The following is a 17,409-nucleotide window of genomic DNA, read 5'->3' as shown; positions in this document are numbered from 1 at the left end:
CAGCCCTTTTAAACTACCACGAAGTTTAAGCCCCCTGCCGATAACCGGCAGGGGGCTTTTTTCTATTGCGGGCGGATGGTGAAACTGTAGGTCACCGGCTCAAGCTTGACGCGGTATTTGACATGGGCGCGGCCATCTAGGCTCCAGCCGGTATCACCGCCTACGCCGGTCTGGGCGATGTCGATCAGCAATGAGCCGTCGCCATGCGGCCGGATGTCTGAGCTTTTGCCTTCTCCCTTTGGTTTCAGGTACAGGTCTTCGTAAGGGAAGGCCAGCGCATTGACCGACAGGAACTGATCACCTGTGACCCTGAAACCTTTGCCTGAAGGGGTGTTCAGGGCAATCCAGCGGACATCGGTCTTGTTGCCGCTTTCCTGAGGGCGGATATAGTCGTGATATTGTTCCGCGACCGTGCCGGAATAGAGACCGACAAGGGCTGAGGACTTGCGGTCCGAATAGGACTCCCACGGGCCGCGCCCATACCACTCGGCCTGAGTGAGGGACGGATCATTGTCAAAGCGCAGGCCGAGACGCAAGGGGTCGGGCAGATCATCCTTGAGCGGGATGAAGCTGGCGGTGACGTGCAGGGCTCCGTCCTCAAGCAGGCGATAGGTGTTTTTCCAGTGGGCGTCACCGGCACCGAAGCTGTAGTGCACCGTCACCTGATCACCGGTCACCGACAGGTCACGCAGCTGGCGGTTTTCGGTGTGGGTTTTCCAGATAGCGTGCGTGCGCTGAACGACTGCGCCTTCGTCATTGTCGGTCAGGCCGCGCCAGAAGTTGGGTGCGCCGTTTTTCAGCAGGGTCTGGCCGTTGACGCTGTAGCTCATCAGGCCGGTGGTGGCATCGACCGTCAAACGCGCATTGGCTGCCGAGGCGGTAACTGTGTTGCCGGAGCGCGAAGGCGTGGCAGCGGGCGACGGGTTCGGCACCGTCGTGGCGGCACGAAGGGCAAACTGTTCCCAGCCGACGGTGGCACCGGTGGGCACGCCTTTGATGGTATCGGCCCTGGCGGTGGCATAGACGTTAAGAAGGTATTCGGAGGTATCTGCCGGAAGGGGCGGCAGGTTAAGCGCCACTTCGGTCGACTGACCGGCTGCGGCCTGAGCGGCAAAGGCACCGCGATTGACGATCTCACCGTTTTTAAGCAGTCGCCATTCAAAGTCATAACCGTCGAGGCCGATGAAATCATTGAGATTGGTGACGCTCAGGCGGCCTGTTTTCGGATCGCCTGAGAAGGTGACGGGCGCATAGACCTTGGCCAGTTCGTAATAGTGCGGATTGGGCGTGCGATCGGCCTGAAGGATGCCGTCGCCGACAATCGACATGTCCTTGCGCGGATTGGGGCCGAAGTGGATGCCTGAGGCCCAGTAGTCGCGGCCTTTGTCGTCCTTAAGCAGCATGGACTGATCGACCCAGTCCCAGACAAAGCCGCCCTGAAGTTTTTTGTGGGCGCGGATGGTTTCCCAGTAGTCGGCGAAATTGCCGAGGCTGTTGCCCATGGCATGGGCATATTCGCACTGGATCATCGGCTGGGTGTAGCGCGGATCAAGGGCGTAGTCGGCCATCTTGTCCTTGTCGTCATACATGGGCGCGTAGATGTCGACATAGGCGTTGGGACGGTGCTCGCCATAGAAGGTGCCGTGGCCGAGATAGTTGATCAGGCGGGTCGGGTCGTTCTGGCGAATCCATTTGGCGGAATCTTCGAATGCCGGGCCAAGGCCCGCTTCGTTGCCCAGTGACCAGAAGATAATCGAAGGGTGATTTTTGTCGCGTTCGACCATGCGCGAAATACGATCGACATGGGCGGCGTGCCAGTGCGGGACGAAGCCCAAATGCTGAGACTGTTCGGCCTTATGCATATATTCGTGGGATTCGATATTGGCTTCGTCCATGACATAGAGGCCATATTCATCAGCCAGCTGATAGATGAACGGATCATTGGGATAGTGGGCGGTGCGCAGGGCATTGACGCCCGCCTGTTTCATCAGCTCAAAATCCTTGCGCGTTGTTTCTTCGGAGACGACACGGAAGGTGTGCGGGTCATGTTCGTGGCGGTTGACGCCTTTAATCATGATGCGCTTGCCGTTGACCTGCACCTCTCCGTTGCGGATTTCGACGGTACGGAAGCCGATGTTCTGAGAGGTGGCGGAGATCAGATTGCCCTTAAGGTCGTGGTGTTCGACCACAAGGCGGTACAGGTTGGGCGTTTCGGCCGACCATGTTTTAACGTTAGGTATCTGGCCTTTGAGAACAGCGGGTTTGGAAGTGGTGCCACGTGCCTTTGTGGTCAGGACGGCGGTGTCGCCATCATAAATGGTGGCGGTGACCTGGCCCGATCCGGTCTTACCGGCCAGTTCGGCCTCCAAGGTAAACTGGCCGTGGCTATAGGTTTTATCGAGGCCGGAACCGACCGTATAGTCACGCAGACGGGTCGGGGCTTCGGCATAGAGATAGACCGAGCGCTCAATGCCCGAGACGCGCCAGAAGTCCTGATCTTCGAGGTAGGAACCGTCGGCAAAGCGATAAAGCTCAATGGCAATGACGTTTTTACCGGCCTTGACGAAAGGCGTCAGATTAAATTCGGACGGCAGTTTGGAATCTTCGGAATAGCCGACGCGCTCACCGTTGACATAGATATAATAGGCGGCACCGGCGGCACCTATGTGCAGAAAGACATCCTGTCCGGCCCAGCTTTCGGGCAGGTCGAAGTCGCGGCGAGAGGAGCCAACCTCGTTCATGTCGTGCTTGATGAAGGGCTCATTCATCGGAAACGGGTAGTCGATATTATTGAAGTAAGGCTGGCCGTAGCCTTGGGCTTCCATCATGCCCGGCACCTGAATGGTCTTGAAGCCGGAAATATCGAATTCGGGCTTATAGAAATCAGCGGGGCGCGCCTGAGGGTTCGGGGAATGGTGGAACGACCAGGTGCCATCAAGTGACAGGAAGCGTGAGGAGGCGGATTTGTCTCCGGCGATAGCCAGATCGCGCGTTTCAAAGTTAAAGAAAGTCGCTTTCATCGGCTCGCGGTTTTGTGCGAAAACTTCGGGCTGCTCCCATTCGGCGACCGGTGCGCTCTGGGTTTGGGTTTGGGCCTGAGCTATAAGCGGCGTAAGGCTGATCAGGGCGGCGGTGAGGGCATACAGGCTTACGCGGGTGGGGGAGAGCCGAGAGGGCATTGACGTTTCCTTATTATGTCGGACTATTTTATTTGTATTATTTAATTGCATAGTTCGGAGTGGTCAATGGCTGAGGCGATGACCGTAAAAAGGGCATTAGGCCATTATTAAAGCCGTTTTGGTAGAGTGGATGCAGTGACAACTCAGGAAACGGGCCTGACGGCATGATTTTGCGTTCAATTCTATCTGGCGGTATGTGCGCGATGGCGGGCCTTTGGGCCATGTCAGCGGCGGCAGAGGGGGCGCGGCCCTATCTCAGCTGGCCGGGTAAAAGCGCCGGCGTTCAGGCGACGGCGCCACGACTTGAAAAGGCCCTGCCCAATCCGGCGACCGGTGCGCCCGGTTTTGATATACCGCCCTCGCCTTACGGGCAGGTGGGCAGTCCCTATGTGCAACCTGTGCCCCAATCGGCCCCCAAACCGGTCGTCGTACCGGTCGCGCCTGTCAGGGCCGAGGTGCCGCGTCCGGCAGAGGTCATGCCGCCACCGCCCGTACACATGCCGGAGCCGGTAGCCCCGAAGACGATTGCCCAGCCCGTTGCGCCGCCGGTTGTGGTAGCGCCTGTGGTGACAGAGATGCCTGCGCCAGCCGTTGCGGCACGGACGGAGGAGGGGGCGTTTGTGCTGCCGGCGACCAGTAAATATGCGGGCCGACAGGCTGCGCCAAAGGCCGAAACGCAAACCCAGACCCAAGCCCAGACGCAAACTCAAACTCAAATTCAGGCTCAGGCCCAAACCCAAACCCAACCTCAGGCCGTTACGGCGACGGCTCCGGCGCTGTCGGAGCCGCTGATCGTGCCGGAAAATGAGTCAGTATTCGTGCCGGGTATGCGGGTGACTGATCCGGCGACCCAGTCGCCGCGGTTTTATTCGCTGCATCGGGCCTATGGCTATCAGCCTGATCCGGTGGACAGTCAGGGCGGTGATCTGAAGATTGATCCGTCACGGGTGGAGACCAAAGACTAACGCGCCGTCAGGAAGCGCGCGGAAGATAATTTCGGCTAAAAAACAAAGTAGGCGTCAGTAAAAAACGGACGGCAAAAAAGCCGCCAGATATGCCGATAAAGAATGGGGTATTATAATGAGCCAGACGCTCAACCAGTTGATTGAACTGGCTAAGGAGCCATCGAGTGCCAAACGTCGTGAATTGCTGCGTGAGGTGACGGACATCTTTATGGCGCATCCTGAAGATGTGTCGGGGCCAGAACTGGTGCTCTATGATGAGGTAATGACGCACCTTTCGGGCGAGATGGAAGCTATGGTGCGGGCCGAGATCGCGCAGAAGATTGCCAGCACGCGCAATGCGCCTCTGGGGCTTTTGCGTAAGCTGGCGTCTGATCAGATAGAGGTGGCGGAGCCTATTCTGAAGGGTTCAAAAGCCCTGACCGAAACCGATCTTTTGCATGTGGTGTCCACGCAGGGACAGGGGCACCTCAAGGCGGTGTCACAGCGTGAGGATGTGCCGGAAGCGGTATCCTATGTCATTGTTGAACGCGGGGATGACGAGACGGTCAATGTGCTGTTGCGCAATGATGGGGCACGTTTGTCGCGCCAGACCAATGAGGCCGTTGTGGCCCGCGCCCAGAACAGCCCTGCCTTGCATGAGGCGGTAGTCGGACGTAAGGACTTGCCGGTCGATCTGATGAACGACATGTATTTTGTCGTTGAGGCGCGGTTGCGTGAGCGTATCTTGCAGGAAAATGCGGCGCTTGATCCAACGGTGATCGAACTGGCCCTGTCGAAGAGCCGTAACCGTGTGGCGATTGCACACGGCAGTTTTCCGGAAGACTATGAGCGCATTTCGACTGAGGTCGAGATATTGCGCAACAGTGAAAAGCTGACGCCATCGCTGCTGGCGAAATATATGCGTGACCCTAATCAGACCTATTTCCTTGTGGCCCTGTCGCAGTTGGCGGATATTGATTTTCTGACGGCGCGGCATCTGGTGGAAAAGCGCGAAATTGATGCGCTGGCCATTGCCTGTAAGGCGGCGGGTCTGGAGAAGGCGCTGTTTCTCACCTATGCCATGATCATGCTGTCGTCCGAGGAAAACGCCATGGGCAAGGCGGCGGAATATGGCCGGCTCTATGAAGAACTGCCGAAGGAAACGGCGATGCGCACCATTCGCTTCTGGCGGTTAAGGCGCGTCGAAGGACATGCAGCTTAAGAGACGGTTTCAAAAGACCGTTTTCTGGCCTGCAAAGTCGCACCTTCTGCACTTAAGGTGCGTAACGGCTTGAGTACGCTGCGCTACGGTCCTCGCAGCCACGTCTTTTCGGCCCAGAGTCTGAGCTTTCCTCCAACCTTTTGAAACCGTCTCAAAGATGCCCCTCCGGCCAGCAAGCTGGCCACCTCCCCGCAAAGCAGGGAGGAGGGATTTCAGAGCAGGTTTTCGATTTAATTTGACTGAAATTCGCTCTGAGAGGGCAGCAAGATACCCCACCACCCCGACCGTAAACAGTCGTGGTCCCCCTCCCCGCCAAAGGCAGGGAGGTATGATTGGGATCAGGCCTGACGGATGCGCATCAGGTTACGGTCGGTCAGGCCGAGCAGGGTTTTGAGGCCGAATTCCTCGAAAATATCGCGGGCGGCCTCAAGGGCATAGGCGATTTCGGTGCGCCCCGGCATGAAGCCGGTCAGGTCACAACGTGACACATAAAGCCGTCCCAGATTGGTTTGCAGGATAGCCCAGCCGACCGGATCTTCGTTCGGGTTGGTGGTGATGAGTTCTGATTTGAAGGCATCTTCGGCGGCGTCAAGGGCCAGAAGATCACCCTTAAGCTCAGCAAGGCGCGTCAGGCAGGCGACGCGGTTATTGATCAGTTCGGCGCGCGCCCGCAGGCCCTTTTGCAAGGGCTTGCTCATGGCCAGATCATAAAGCGACAGAGCCTGTTCGGACAGGCGTTCCTCGGCGGTGAGGTCGGCCAGTATCTGCAGGGCCAGAGCCATGGTCTGTTTGTGTTCAAGCCAGTCCATCGGGCTGTGTTCATAGGGCAGAAGATCCGCTTTCAGGCCCAGAACCGACAGGGCGTCGGCGACCCCTTCAGGGGTGCCGTCAATCTGACCCATATGGGCCTTTACCAGCGCCAGTCTCTGGCTCAGGCGGGCCGTGGTCAGGGGCTCAAACTGAGGGTCGAAGCGGATTTTCAGGGCGCTGAGTTCTTTGATGACAGCTTTCAGAAGGCGGCTGTCCTTGCGGTCAATGCCCACCAGCGCCAGAAGGTCGCACCGTTCAATACGGGCATTGGCGGCCTCGATCTTGTCTTTGGTGGCACCGGACTGACGTACCAGATGGTCGTATTTTTCCACCGCACGGTCAATCTGGGCCATGGCTTCGAGCGCCGGTTCAAGATCACCGCCTACGCCTTGGCGCAGCGCCAGACGGGCCAGAAGACGCGCTTCGGTCAGGGTGAAGGCGGCATCGAGGCTGTGGTTATGGTGCGGGTCAACCGCCGCGCGGGCCTGAGCCAGCAGGCTTTCGGCGCTGTCGAGCAGGTCAGGGGTTTCAAACAGGTCATAGCTTAAGAGGCAGATGTCAGCCTGAATGCGGGCGGCACGGGCGGCATCAACGCCATTAATCGCGCTCTGGCCCGCCTTTTCAGCCGCGGTCGTGGCCTTGGTGATGGCCAGGGTGTCGCCGGTGCGGCGGGCATATTCGCGCCAGATCAGGGCTGACTCAAGGCAATGCTCAAGGGTGTTTTTGCTGGAGACACGACTGATCTCGGTGTCGAGGCTGTGGCCCTGAGCGATAAGCATCTCAAGGTTCATCAGTTCGTACAGACTGGTGTCCGGGTCAGAGCGGGCGCTCAGGCCCAATACGTTCTGTCCCAGTATACGCCGCAGTTCGCGTCCAAATTCAAACATTGTAATCTACTCTGGTTTGGCACTGACCGTATCAGGACGATACAGGTGCGGGCCGTTAACCAGAACATTGCAAAGCGTGCGCCGCAGCGGTTATATGAAACCACTGAAACGGTTGATATGTGTGATTATGTCAAAGACAACGGCAGCGACGGCCGCGCTCACCAAGGCGGGCGTCACGTTTGATCTTCATCCCTATGATTATGATCCCGATGCGCCGCGTGTCGGATTGCAGGCCGCAGAAGCCTTAGGCGTTGATCCGTCACAGACCTTTAAGACCCTGATGGCTGAGGTTGATGGCAAGGGCGTGTGCGTGGTGGTGCCGTCCAATGGTGAGGTCAGTATGAAGAAGCTGGCGGCGCATTTTAAGGGCAAGGCCGCGCAGATGATGAAGGTGCCCGATGCCGAACGGGCCACCGGTTTCAAGGTCGGGGGGATATCGCCTTTTGGCCAGAGAAAGCCTGCGCCGACCGCAATGGACGAGACGGCGCAGCTATTTGATCTCATTTACATAAACGCCGGTCAGCGGGGGTTGTTGCTAAGTATCGCGCCCGATGAGGCCGCGGCGTTTTTGCAGGCCGGTTATGTGGATTTGATGGCGTAAAGCCAAAAAGATACCCCACCACCCCCGCGATGGATCGCGGCGGTCCCCCTCCCCGACAAGTCGGGGAGGTATGAAGAAGAGATGGCTATTTAGCCTATGGCGTCTTTGCCAATGGTCAGGCCCTTTTGGACAGCCGGGCGGGCGGCAATCTCACTGAACCATTTGAGAAGATGCGGGAAGTCAGCCAGAAGTTCCGGCTGCTTGTAGGAGACAATCAGGCCATTGATCCACGGGAAGATGGCGATGTCGGCAATGGAATAGTCCCTACCGGCCACGTAGTCGTTTTTCGATAGCTGGGTATCAAGCACTTTCAGGAGGCGTTTGGCCTCATTGCTATAGCGCTCAATAGCGTAGGGGATTTTGTCCTTGGCGAAGACAGCGAAGTGACCCAACTGACCCAGCATGGGGCCAAGACCGCCCATCTGCCAGTTGAGCCATTCCAGCACCTTGTAGCGTTCGGGGCCTGAGGCGGGCAGGAGTTTACCTGTTTTTTCGGCCAGATAGACCAGAATGGCACCGGTTTCAAACACGCTCAGGCCGTTGTCTTCATCGACGATGGCAGGGATTTTGTTGTTCGGAGAAATTTTCAGAAAGTCGGGATGAAACTGTTCGTCCTTGCCGATATCTACCGGTCTGACACGGTAGGGGAGGCCCAGCTCTTCGAGGGCAATGGAGGCTTTGAAACCGTTAGGCGTGGTCCATGTGTGCAGGGTGATCATCGGTAAGCTCCTGAGGGGTATGCAAAAAGAGATGGGGCGCACGGGGGCGAAGTCAATAGAGCATTGTCGCCTGACATAATCCGACCTAAGACAGGTAAGGTTTTAGGGGTAAGGCTTTGATGGGCGATCCTGAAAATGAGGGTGACGGATTGTGGCTGGTCTATGACGGCGATTGCCCTTTGTGCCGATCAGCGGCGCAGGCCATCAGGGTGAGGGCGGCGGTCGGGCAACTTCATATTTTGAACGCACGTGAAGCCGTGGATCATCCGTTAATGCGTAAGATCGGGGCGCTGGGACTTGATCTTAATGAGGGGATCGTCGTCAAATATCAGGGACAGTTCTATCATGGTGCAGAGGCCTTGCATCTGTTGGCTTTGCTCGGGTCGGCGCATAATGGCTTCAATCGGTTTGTTGTGTGGATGTTCGCCTCACAAGGACGGACGCGGTTTATTTATCCGCTGTTAAAAATGGGCCGAAACCTGCTGTTGTGGGTGAGAGGAAAGAAATCATTATGACCAAAGCCACCTTCGAGGCGGTATTTGCGGAACAGTGGGCGGCATTGCCGCCGGTGCTTAAGGCCCATTATGCCAATCGTCCGTTTTCACGTGATCGGGTGACGGTCGAAGGCGTGATGGATGTCGAAATGGCGGGGTGGCTGAAAGTGCTGTCGCCTGTGATCCGCTGGTCGCGCATGCTGACGCCCTATGCGGGGCGTGACGTGCCGGTCACGGTCAGATTTGAGTCAGAACGGGACAGTCAGGCCTTTGTGTTCCATCGTCAGTTCCGTTTCTCACAGGGTGAGATCGTGTTCCATTCGCGCATGATCCCGACAGGGGCGCATGAGGTTATCGAATATATGAATCTTGGCATTGGCTGGCGCGCGGCCTATGTTTTCGACGGTCAACGCGTGCAGATGACTCATAAGAACTATGTGTGGCGTGTGTTTGGGCGTTTGCTGAATTTGCCGAAGTTCATTGAGCCTGTGATCGGGCGCGGCATGGCCTGGGAAGAGGCGGTGTCAGAGGATGAGTTTATCATGCGCATGGAATTGCGCAGTTCATTTTTCGGGCTTTTATATGCCTATGGCGGGCGGTTTCGTATCGCGGAAGTGACCTATCAAGATGCGTGACTCGGTTCTGATACTTGGGGGGTATGGTAATTTCGGCAAGCGTATTGCGGCGGGATTGCTGGCGCGAAATGTGCCGGTGGTCATTGCCGGACGCAACGCGGATAAGGCGCGGGCCTGCGCCGAAAGTCTGGGGGCAGAGTATGCTGTGGTGGACATTGCCGGTGATCTTAAGGGGGCGCTTGAGGCCTTAAGGCCGCGCGTGGTCATTCATACGGCGGGGCCGTTTCAGGGAGCGGATTATCGGGTGGCGGAGGCCTGTGTTCAGGCGGGCGCACACTATGTCGATCTGTCGGACGGGCGGGCCTTTGTCACGGGCTTTGGGCGGCTGGGGGCGGTGGCAAAGGCGGCGGGGGTGACGCTGATCAGCGGGGCCTCAAGCGTGCCATGTCTGTCGTCGGCAGTCATTGAGGCAGTGAAGGATGAATTTGCCGTTCTGGAACGGATTGAGTTTGGTATCTGTCCCGGTCAGGGGGCGGAACGGGGGCTGGCGACGACGGCGGGGATTTTGAGCTATGTCGGCAAGCCGCTGAAGCCCTATGCGGGGAACGACAGGCCCTATGGCTGGCAGGATTTGCGGCAGCATGACTTTCCGCAACTGGGGCGGCGGTTCATGGGCAATTGCGATATTCCCGATCTTGATCTGTTGCCGGAGCGTTACGGGTTTAAGGCGGTGCGCTTTGGGGCGGGGCTAGAGGTCGGGTTCATTCATCTGGGGCTTTGGGCCATGTCGTGGCTGGTGCGCTTAGGGCTGATGCCGGTGGCCTTGCCGAAGCTGGCGGGGCCGTTGCTTAAGGGCGCGGACTTGTTTAACGGGCTGGGGTCGGATGACGGGGGGATGTTTGTCGAGATCGAAGGGGTGGATCGTGACGGTCAGCGGATAAGGCGTGAGTGGCATATTATTGCGCGCGACGGGGATGGGCCGCAGATACCGTGTGTGCCTGCGATCTTGCTGGGGCAGCGTTTGTATGAGGGTGATGAGAGCCTTAAGGCGGGGGCGTATAGTAGTCTGGGGCTGGTGCGGCTTAGGGATTATCTGGCGGCGCTGGAGGGGTTTGCGATTGAGGCGGGGTTTGAGGGGGAGGGGGCAAGACAGGAAGGAAGAGACCCCTCCGGCACTCAATGCCTGAAGTCATTGAGTGCCACCTCCCCGCAAGGCAGGGAGGAGGCAGCAAGGAAGAAGGCCTCTCCCACCCTTCCCGCAAGCAGGGAGGGATTTAAGGAAGATACCCCACCACGCCCGCGCTGATGCGCGGCGGTTCCCCTCCCCATTGAAATGGGGAGGTATGAAGCAGGGGAGGGGTTGCCAAATGGGGGGAAGGGGTGAATGTTTCGGTCAAAGCGATTTTGACAAGGATATATTATGCGCAAGTCCCTGCTTCTGGTTTCGGTCATGTCATTAGGTGTCGCGGGAGTGGCGCAGGCGGATGAGCGTCAGTGTCTGGATGCCCATTGTTTTACCCAGAGCGTACCGGCGATTGAGGGGCTGATCAGCGGCGGGGAGGCGGCGTCAGGGACAGAAGCCCCGTCGTTCGGGACATGGGGGTTTGATCTCAGTGGCATGGACTTAAGCGTCGCGCCGGGTGATGACTTTTTCCGCTATGCCAATGGCAAGGCGGTTGACCGGATTGTTATTCCTGATGACCGTACCTCCTATGGCAGTTTTCTGGCCCTGAGAAATCTGTCGGAGAACCGCTTGCAGGCCATTGTATCGGAACTGGCGGGGCGCAGTGACCTTAGGGGCGATGAGAAGAAGATCGCCGATCTTTATGCCTCGATGGTTGATGTCGAGCGGCGCAATGCGTTGGGGGTGACGCCGTTACAGCCGTCATTGACGCGTATTGCGGCCATTACGGATAAGGCGGAGATGGCGCGCTATATGGGCGAAAGCGCGGCCTTTTTCGGTGGGTCGGTCTTTAGCCCCTATGTCTGGGATGATGCCAAGAACCCGCAAATCTATGCGCTCTATCTGTTTCAGGGCGGTTTAAGCCTGCCGGATCGTGACTATTATATTGCCGATAGCTTCAAGGAGAAGCTGGCGCTTTATGAGGTCTATGTTGCAGATGTGCTGCGCCTGATTGGCCATGAAGCGCCGGAACAGGCGGCGAAGGCCATTGTCGCCTTTGAGACGGAAATCGCTCAGGTCAGCTGGTCGCGGATTGAAAGCCGCGATGATGACAAGACCTATAATCCGATGACGATGGCCGAACTGACGGCCTATGCGCCCGGTTTTGACTGGGGCGGGTTTTTGAGCGGCGCACGGGTTGATAAGGCGCAAAAGATTATCGTAGCGCAGAATACGGCCTTTCCGAAGATTGCGCAGATTTTTGCCGATACGCCGCTGGAAACCTTAAAGGACTGGCAGGCGTTTAAGACGGCAGATCAGGCAGCACCCTATCTGTCGGAAGCGGTGGCTGAGCGGCACTGGCAGTTCCGGTCACGTGACCTGAGCGGTGCCGTGGCGCAACGGCCGCTTGAGAAGCGCGGCATTGCGGTGGCGGAGACCTACCTGGGGGAGGCTTTGGGGCAGGCCTATGTCGCGCGCTATTTTCCGGCTGAGTCCAAGGTGCAGATGGACGCGCTGGTGCGTAATCTGAAAGTGGCCATGGGGCGGCGGATTGACGGGCTTGAGTGGATGAGTGCGGCGACCAAGGTAAAGGCGCATGAGAAGCTGGCGAAGTTTGGCGTCAAGATCGGCTATCCCGACAAGTGGAAGGATTATGCGGCCTTTGAGGTCGTGGCCGGTGATCTTTATGGCAATGTCGAGCGCGGTAACGCCTTTGGCTGGAACGAGCACGTCGAGCGCCTTGATCAACCGGTCGATCGCACCGAATGGAGTATGACGCCGCAGACGGTGAATGCCTATTATTCCCCGACGCGTAACGAGATCGTTTTCCCTGCGGCGATTTTGCAGGCCCCGTTCTTTGATCCTGAGGCCGATCCGGCGGTCAATTACGGCGCGATTGGTGGGGTGATCGGGCATGAGATCACGCACGGTTTTGACGATCAGGGGCGCAAATCCGATGGTGACGGGCATTTGCGGGACTGGTGGACGGCGGAGGATGCGGAAAAGTTCGAGGCGCGGGCCGGACAGTTGGCGGCGCAATATGGCACCTATGAACCCTTGCCCGGGGCCAAGGTGCAGGGCGGATTGACCATCGGGGAGAATATAGCGGATCTGGGGGGTATATTGCTGGGGCTTGAGGCCTATCGCCTGTCACATAGTGAGGCGCCCGTGCTCGATGGCTTTACCGGTACTCAGCGGGTGTTTTTAGGCTGGGCGCAGGTCTGGGCCAGCAAGTATCGCGATGACGCCTTACGGCAGCATGTGGTTTCCGCGCCGCATTCGCCGCCACAATTTCGCGTGATCGGCCCCATGCGGAACATAGATGACTGGTATAAGGCCTTTGGGGTGACGTCGGGGACATATTATCTCAAGCCCGAAGAACGGGTGAAAATCTGGTAGGTGCCCTATGAGCGATATGATTGATAATGCTGATGAAAGCCGCTTTGAACTGCATGTGGATTCGCATGTGGTCTATGCCGATTACCGGCGGCAGGGAAATGATCTCTATATAGATTATGTCTTTGCGCCGGTGCCTTTGCGCGGCACAGGGGCTTCGGGGCGATTGATGGCGGATATTCAGCAACTGGCGGTGGCGCAGGGGCTTAAGATCATACCGATCTGTGGCTATGCCGCCACGTGGCTCAGAAGACATGCCCCAAAAACCTGACCCAAGGTTTACAGGTCGGGGCTGTGTTTCTAAAGTCGTTACAAACGTACTTAAATGACCGAGGACATATTCTATGGGACAGATGATCGAGATTACCCGACCGGATGGCGAAATGCTTTCGGCATGGTGTTCGGGGATCGATCCGGCGCGTCCGAGTGTCATTGTCCTGCAGGAATGGTGGGGGCTGAATGACCACATCAAGGCGATTGTCGATCGTTTTGATGCCGAGGGGTTCAATGCGCTGGCCCCTGATCTGTATCACGGGCGGGTGACGAAAGATGCCGATGAGGCGAGCCACCTGATGAACGGGCTCGATTTCGCGGGCGCGGTACATCAGGATATTGCGGCGGCGCGGGATTACCTTAAGGGGATCAATGCCCATGTGGCGGTGATGGGATTTTGTATGGGCGGCGTGTTAAGTATTGTGTCGGCGGCGAAGCTTGAGGGCTTTGCGGCGGCGGTGTCATTTTATGGGGTGCCGCCGAAGGATGTGGCTGATCCGGCGGAGATCAGCATTCCGTTTCAGGCGCACTTCGGCACAAAGGATGACTGGATCACGCCGGAAGTCGCTGCGGAGCTTGAGGCCGATATGACCGCCGCAGGGCGGTCGCCGGAGCTGCATCATTATGAGGCGGATCATGCGTTCTTCAACCGTACACGGCCTGAGGTCTATGATGCGGAAGCCGCAGAACTGGCGTGGGAGCGGACGATAGATTTTCTCAGGGATAATATCTGAGGGGATTGAGAGACATCGTTCGGGAAGTGCCCCCTCCGGCGCGGACCTTGCCGCGCCACCTCCCCCGTAAACAGGGGAGGATTTAGGGGTCAGGCGTTGCGGAACAGGCGGCCTTTTTCGCCAACGAAGATGATGAGCATGGCCAGTCCGGAAGTGATGACGACCGACAAGGGCATCAGCCACAGGTGGCCGGTCCAGAAGCCGCTCAGGAAACCGCCGAACAGGCTGCCGCCCATCATGGTGATAAAGCCCTGAACTGAGGCGGCGGTGCCGGCGACATGGCCGAAGTCTTCCATGGCAATCGACATGAAATTCGAGGTCGACAGGCTCATGCAGCCGAGCGTCAGGGCCTGAAGGGTGACAAACAGCCAGAGCGGTTCATTGAAGCTGTAGGCAATGGCAAAGTGCAGCACCCCAAAGCCCAGCATGCCTAACTGGGCATAATGGGAAACGGTGCGGGCACCGACTTTTTCGACGATACGCGAATTGAGCAGGGCGCAAACGCTCATGGCGACGACGCAGATGGCAAAGACCGGTGCCAGCCATTCGGGGTGGTTATAGACCTCGTCAAACACCTGAGGCATCAGAGACAGATAGACCAGCAGCATGGCCACTATGGTGGTGCTGGCCAGGGTATAGGTCAGGGACACGCGGTTGGTCAGGAGGCTGATGCTGGTGCGGCGGATATGGCCGATATCGGGCTTGCGGCGGGCTTCGGCGGGTAAGGTTTCCGGCAGGCGGAACAGGGCCCAGACCAGCAGCAACATGGCATATATGGCCAGAGTGACGAAGATGAAGCGCCACGGGGCAATCAGCAGGATCAGCTGCCCCAGAGCGGGCGCCAGCGCAGGCACGGCGAGGAAGATCATCTGGACGATCGACATGACCTTTGCCATGCGGTCGCCGGAATAATAGTCACGGACAATGGCGCGGGAAATGACACTGGCGCAGGCGGCGACCAGCCCTTGCGCGAAGCGCAGGGCGATCAGCAGGCTCATATTGTCGACAAGGGCCGCCAGCAGCGACAGGACGACATAGACGCCTATGCCCCACAGAAGCACATTGCGGCGTCCCAGCCAGTCCGATAAGGGGCCAAAGGCCAGCTGGCCGACGCCTGCGCCCATGAAAAAGGCCCCGATAATGGCGTGCAACTGATTGTGGTCGGTAATCTGAAACTCACGCCCGATGGTCGGCAGGGCAGGCAGAATGGCATCAATAGCCAGCGCCATCATGGCCATGATGGCGGCAGCCAGACCGACAAATTCAGGAAACGAAGGGGCTTTTATGGTGCGTGTCGACATAATGGCCTTCGCCTTAGACCTTTCGGGCAAGGGAGGCAATTAGTTTCAAATGAAATTTTTTCACGGATTATTTCAGAGTGATCCCGATATAAAGGGCGCGCCCTTCGCCGGGATAGAAGTGGCGACCGTCATTGCCAAAGGCATTGGCGATGACATTGGTCGTGGCGACATAGGCTTCGTCGTTCAGGTTGCGTAGGTCGGCATAAAAGCGGATGGGTTTTTGCGATGGTGACCATGTGGCCCGCAGATTCCAGACCGTATAGGCGGGGCTTTGGAGGCTGTTGTTCATGTCGATATAATAGGCCACAGGTGACCACTCGACATTGGGTGACAGGGTGACGGGGCCGATATGGTAGCTCAGTTCGGCGCGCAGATAGTGGCTGGGCACGCCCGGCAAATGGTTGTCGCCATAGACCGGATCGTTGCGGAAGCGGAAGTGGTTGTAGGTGTATGCCGTATTGACCGACAGGAGGCGGGTCAGTTGCCCACCGAGGCCGAGTTCGAGGCCGGCGTGATGGGTGCGGTCGGCATTGACGGCCTGTGAGGAACCGTCAGGCTGACGCAGGATGATATATTCACCGCTTAGGGTCGACAGATAGGTGGCGGCCTCCCAGCGCAGGTTTTTGTACTGACCGCGACCACCGATTTCGCCCGTGGTGGCGCTCTGGTCGTTGAGTGAGCGAAAACCGGGGCCATTGCCGCCGGATAGCTCGCTCAAAGTAGGAGGTTCGTAGCTGCGGCTGAAATTAGTGAACAGGGTATAGGTCTGGGCGTCATAGCGCAGGCCGAGGCGTGGACTGAAGGCCGAATAGCGGTTCGTGCGGCGCTCGGTTGAGGGGAAGTGTTCATCTATGCGGCGGGTGACGGCGGTGGCCTGAAGGCCAGCTATGGCGGTGGTGAACGGCGCAATCAGATGTTCATACTGGGCGTAGGCCTCAAGGGTCAGGGCCGTCAGGTCGCGGGTAACAATGGGGGTGGTGGGCGTGCCAGCGACATTGACGAAGCGGCGTTCTTTTTCCTTGCCGTAATAGGCGTTCAGGCCGGTGGTGAAGCGGTTGGGGCGCAGGCCATAACCGTATCTCAGGCGCAGGCCGTGTTCGTTGGAGCGGCTTTTGATGGCCACGGTGACGGGGGTGTCGAGGCGGCGGTGGCTGGTGTAGGCGGCGAGTGACCATTCCGACAGGCCATCCGTATAGATTCCGCGATAGGCCAGACGACCGAGATCAACATCGCGATAGAAGCGGCCGGTAATATTGGCCGGATTGGCGGTGCGGGTGTCGCGGGCGATTTCGGCAAGGCTTATGGAGCCGGGGATTTCGGCGTCAGCACGGCTTAGGGAGGCAAACAGGCGGTGTTCGAGGTGGGCGGAGGCCTGCCAGCCGAAATTGGCGGCGAGGCGAAGGGAATCTTGTTGATTGTGGTGGCGGAAACCGTCCTGCGACAGGTAGGTCAGGGCCATAAACCCGTCATGGGTCGGGGTGGCAAAGCCTGAACTGATCAGGGCGTGGCGGTGGCCGAATGAACCGGTCTCAAGGCGCAGGCGGGTGTAGGGTTGCGTGCGGCCAGTGGGGGTGATGAGGTTGATCGAGCCGCCGAGTTGGGTCGCACCCTGTTCCAGCGCATTGGCCCCTTTGAGGATTTGCATGTGCTGAATGAGCCACGGATCAAGCGTATTGAACTCAAAGCTGCCGTCGGCGGTGTTGACGGGCACGCCATCCTGAAGAATCAGCAGGCCGCGTCCCTGAAAGGTTCGGGTCAGGCCTGAGCCACGGATGGATAGGCGTAAGGATTCTGCGCCGTTTCTCGGTTGGGCCAGAACACCGGGGGTGAAATCGACCATGTCCTTAAGGGTGGTGGCGCGCTGGTTGGCCCACGCGCTTTCGTCAACAAAGGCGGTGGCACCGGCGACGTCGGCGGTGCGCTGACGCAAGGCTTCGGACGGAGAGGGTGTCGGGCGTTCACCGGTAACGGTGATTTCCACGGGTTCAGGCGTGGTCGGTTGTGGTGAAGCAATAGCAAGCAGGGGGAGGAGATATGGTGACACAGTGGCTCCTTACGGGGTTTGCTTTGGGGCGCGGGGAAAGCAAGATACCCCACCACCCCGATCCTGCGGATCGCGGTCCCCCTCCCCGACAAGTCGGGGAGGTATG

Annotated in this window: 14 protein-coding genes; 9 read left to right on the top strand and 5 right to left on the bottom strand. The window is 58.3% G+C overall.

Features of this window, described 5'->3' with window-relative positions; all coding sequences use genetic code 11:
- Positions 1–62: 62 nt before the first annotated feature.
- Positions 63–3,179, bottom strand: coding sequence for a glycoside hydrolase family 2 TIM barrel-domain containing protein (locus tag E5201_RS10740; protein WP_140986012.1), 3,117 nt, complete (start codon positions 3,177–3,179; stop codon positions 63–65).
- Positions 3,180–3,343: 164 nt separating this feature from the next.
- On the opposite strand from E5201_RS10740, the gene E5201_RS10735 reads away from it, so the two are divergent.
- Positions 3,344–4,144, top strand: coding sequence for a hypothetical protein (locus E5201_RS10735; RefSeq protein ID WP_140986011.1), 801 nt, complete (start codon positions 3,344–3,346; stop codon positions 4,142–4,144).
- 115 nt (positions 4,145–4,259) lie between these two features.
- Positions 4,260–5,345 carry a DUF2336 domain-containing protein gene (locus tag E5201_RS10730; RefSeq protein WP_140986010.1) on the top strand — a complete coding sequence of 362 codons (1,086 nt, stop codon included), beginning with the start codon at positions 4,260–4,262 and terminating at the stop codon, positions 5,343–5,345.
- A 338-nt stretch (positions 5,346–5,683) separates the two neighbouring features.
- Here the strand turns inward: E5201_RS10730 and E5201_RS10725 are convergent, their stop codons facing one another.
- The gene (locus tag E5201_RS10725) at positions 5,684–7,042 is read right to left on the bottom strand and encodes a hypothetical protein (protein ID WP_140986009.1); all 1,359 of its coding nucleotides are present in this window, start codon (positions 7,040–7,042) and stop codon (positions 5,684–5,686) included.
- Positions 7,043–7,169: 127 nt separating this feature from the next.
- Between E5201_RS10725 and ybaK the strand changes: the two genes are divergently transcribed.
- Entirely contained in the window at positions 7,170–7,643 is a 474-nt protein-coding gene (gene ybaK / locus E5201_RS10720) for a Cys-tRNA(Pro) deacylase (RefSeq protein ID WP_140986008.1), read from the top strand.
- An 89-nt stretch (positions 7,644–7,732) separates the two neighbouring features.
- On the opposite strand, the gene E5201_RS10715 is transcribed toward ybaK, so the two are convergent.
- A complete protein-coding gene (locus E5201_RS10715) occupies positions 7,733–8,362 on the bottom strand; it encodes a glutathione S-transferase family protein (protein WP_140986007.1) in 630 nt (209 codons plus the stop codon).
- Positions 8,363–8,481: 119 nt separating this feature from the next.
- Here E5201_RS10715 and E5201_RS10710 point away from each other — a divergent pair, with 119 nt between their 5' ends.
- The 6 genes from E5201_RS10710 to E5201_RS10685 all read left to right on the top strand — a co-directional run bounded on the left by E5201_RS10710 (position 8,482) and on the right by E5201_RS10685 (position 13,958).
- Positions 8,482–8,877, top strand: coding sequence for a DCC1-like thiol-disulfide oxidoreductase family protein (locus E5201_RS10710; protein ID WP_140986006.1), 396 nt, complete (start codon positions 8,482–8,484; stop codon positions 8,875–8,877).
- The gene (locus tag E5201_RS10705) at positions 8,874–9,491 is read left to right on the top strand and encodes a DUF4166 domain-containing protein (RefSeq protein WP_140986005.1); all 618 of its coding nucleotides are present in this window, start codon (positions 8,874–8,876) and stop codon (positions 9,489–9,491) included. Before E5201_RS10710 ends, E5201_RS10705 begins: the two co-directional genes overlap by 4 nt.
- A complete protein-coding gene (locus tag E5201_RS10700; RefSeq protein ID WP_140986004.1) occupies positions 9,484–10,737 on the top strand; it encodes a saccharopine dehydrogenase family protein in 1,254 nt (417 codons plus the stop codon). Before E5201_RS10705 ends, E5201_RS10700 begins: the two co-directional genes overlap by 8 nt.
- A gap of 114 nt (positions 10,738–10,851) precedes the next feature.
- Positions 10,852–12,954, top strand: coding sequence for a M13 family metallopeptidase (locus tag E5201_RS10695; RefSeq protein ID WP_140986003.1), 2,103 nt, complete (start codon positions 10,852–10,854; stop codon positions 12,952–12,954).
- Between the two features lie 7 nt (positions 12,955–12,961).
- The gene (locus tag E5201_RS10690) at positions 12,962–13,222 is read left to right on the top strand and encodes a GNAT family N-acetyltransferase (RefSeq protein WP_181404595.1); all 261 of its coding nucleotides are present in this window, start codon (positions 12,962–12,964) and stop codon (positions 13,220–13,222) included.
- Between the two features lie 73 nt (positions 13,223–13,295).
- Positions 13,296–13,958, top strand: a complete 663-nt coding sequence (locus E5201_RS10685; RefSeq protein ID WP_140986002.1) for a dienelactone hydrolase family protein — start codon at positions 13,296–13,298, stop codon at positions 13,956–13,958.
- 89 nt (positions 13,959–14,047) lie between these two features.
- On the opposite strand, the gene E5201_RS10680 is transcribed toward E5201_RS10685, so the two are convergent.
- Positions 14,048–15,259, bottom strand: coding sequence for a multidrug effflux MFS transporter (locus E5201_RS10680; protein ID WP_140986001.1), 1,212 nt, complete (start codon positions 15,257–15,259; stop codon positions 14,048–14,050).
- A gap of 67 nt (positions 15,260–15,326) precedes the next feature.
- Positions 15,327–17,303 carry a TonB-dependent receptor family protein gene (locus E5201_RS10675; RefSeq protein ID WP_140986000.1) on the bottom strand — a complete coding sequence of 659 codons (1,977 nt, stop codon included), beginning with the start codon at positions 17,301–17,303 and terminating at the stop codon, positions 15,327–15,329.
- Positions 17,304–17,409 lie beyond the last annotated feature (106 nt).

Origin of the sequence: Asticcacaulis tiandongensis, assembly GCF_006475605.1 — a bacterium.
GTDB lineage: Bacteria > Pseudomonadota > Alphaproteobacteria > Caulobacterales > Caulobacteraceae > Asticcacaulis > Asticcacaulis tiandongensis.
The sequence above is the reverse complement of the archived record's forward strand: the minus strand, read 5'-3'. Positions and strand labels throughout refer to the sequence as shown.

Coding starts and splice junctions, on each gene's coding strand:
- E5201_RS10740 (WP_140986012.1), bottom strand. CDS start 3,179: ATGCCCTCTCGGCTCTCCCCCACCCGCGTAAGCCTGTATGCCCTCACC.
- E5201_RS10735 (WP_140986011.1), top strand. CDS start 3,344: ATGATTTTGCGTTCAATTCTATCTGGCGGTATGTGCGCGATGGCGGGC.
- E5201_RS10730 (WP_140986010.1), top strand. CDS start 4,260: ATGAGCCAGACGCTCAACCAGTTGATTGAACTGGCTAAGGAGCCATCG.
- E5201_RS10725 (WP_140986009.1), bottom strand. CDS start 7,042: ATGTTTGAATTTGGACGCGAACTGCGGCGTATACTGGGACAGAACGTA.
- ybaK (WP_140986008.1), top strand. CDS start 7,170: ATGTCAAAGACAACGGCAGCGACGGCCGCGCTCACCAAGGCGGGCGTC.
- E5201_RS10715 (WP_140986007.1), bottom strand. CDS start 8,362: ATGATCACCCTGCACACATGGACCACGCCTAACGGTTTCAAAGCCTCC.
- E5201_RS10710 (WP_140986006.1), top strand. CDS start 8,482: ATGGGCGATCCTGAAAATGAGGGTGACGGATTGTGGCTGGTCTATGAC.
- E5201_RS10705 (WP_140986005.1), top strand. CDS start 8,874: ATGACCAAAGCCACCTTCGAGGCGGTATTTGCGGAACAGTGGGCGGCA.
- E5201_RS10700 (WP_140986004.1), top strand. CDS start 9,484: ATGCGTGACTCGGTTCTGATACTTGGGGGGTATGGTAATTTCGGCAAG.
- E5201_RS10695 (WP_140986003.1), top strand. CDS start 10,852: ATGCGCAAGTCCCTGCTTCTGGTTTCGGTCATGTCATTAGGTGTCGCG.
- E5201_RS10690 (WP_181404595.1), top strand. CDS start 12,962: ATGAGCGATATGATTGATAATGCTGATGAAAGCCGCTTTGAACTGCAT.
- E5201_RS10685 (WP_140986002.1), top strand. CDS start 13,296: ATGGGACAGATGATCGAGATTACCCGACCGGATGGCGAAATGCTTTCG.
- E5201_RS10680 (WP_140986001.1), bottom strand. CDS start 15,259: ATGTCGACACGCACCATAAAAGCCCCTTCGTTTCCTGAATTTGTCGGT.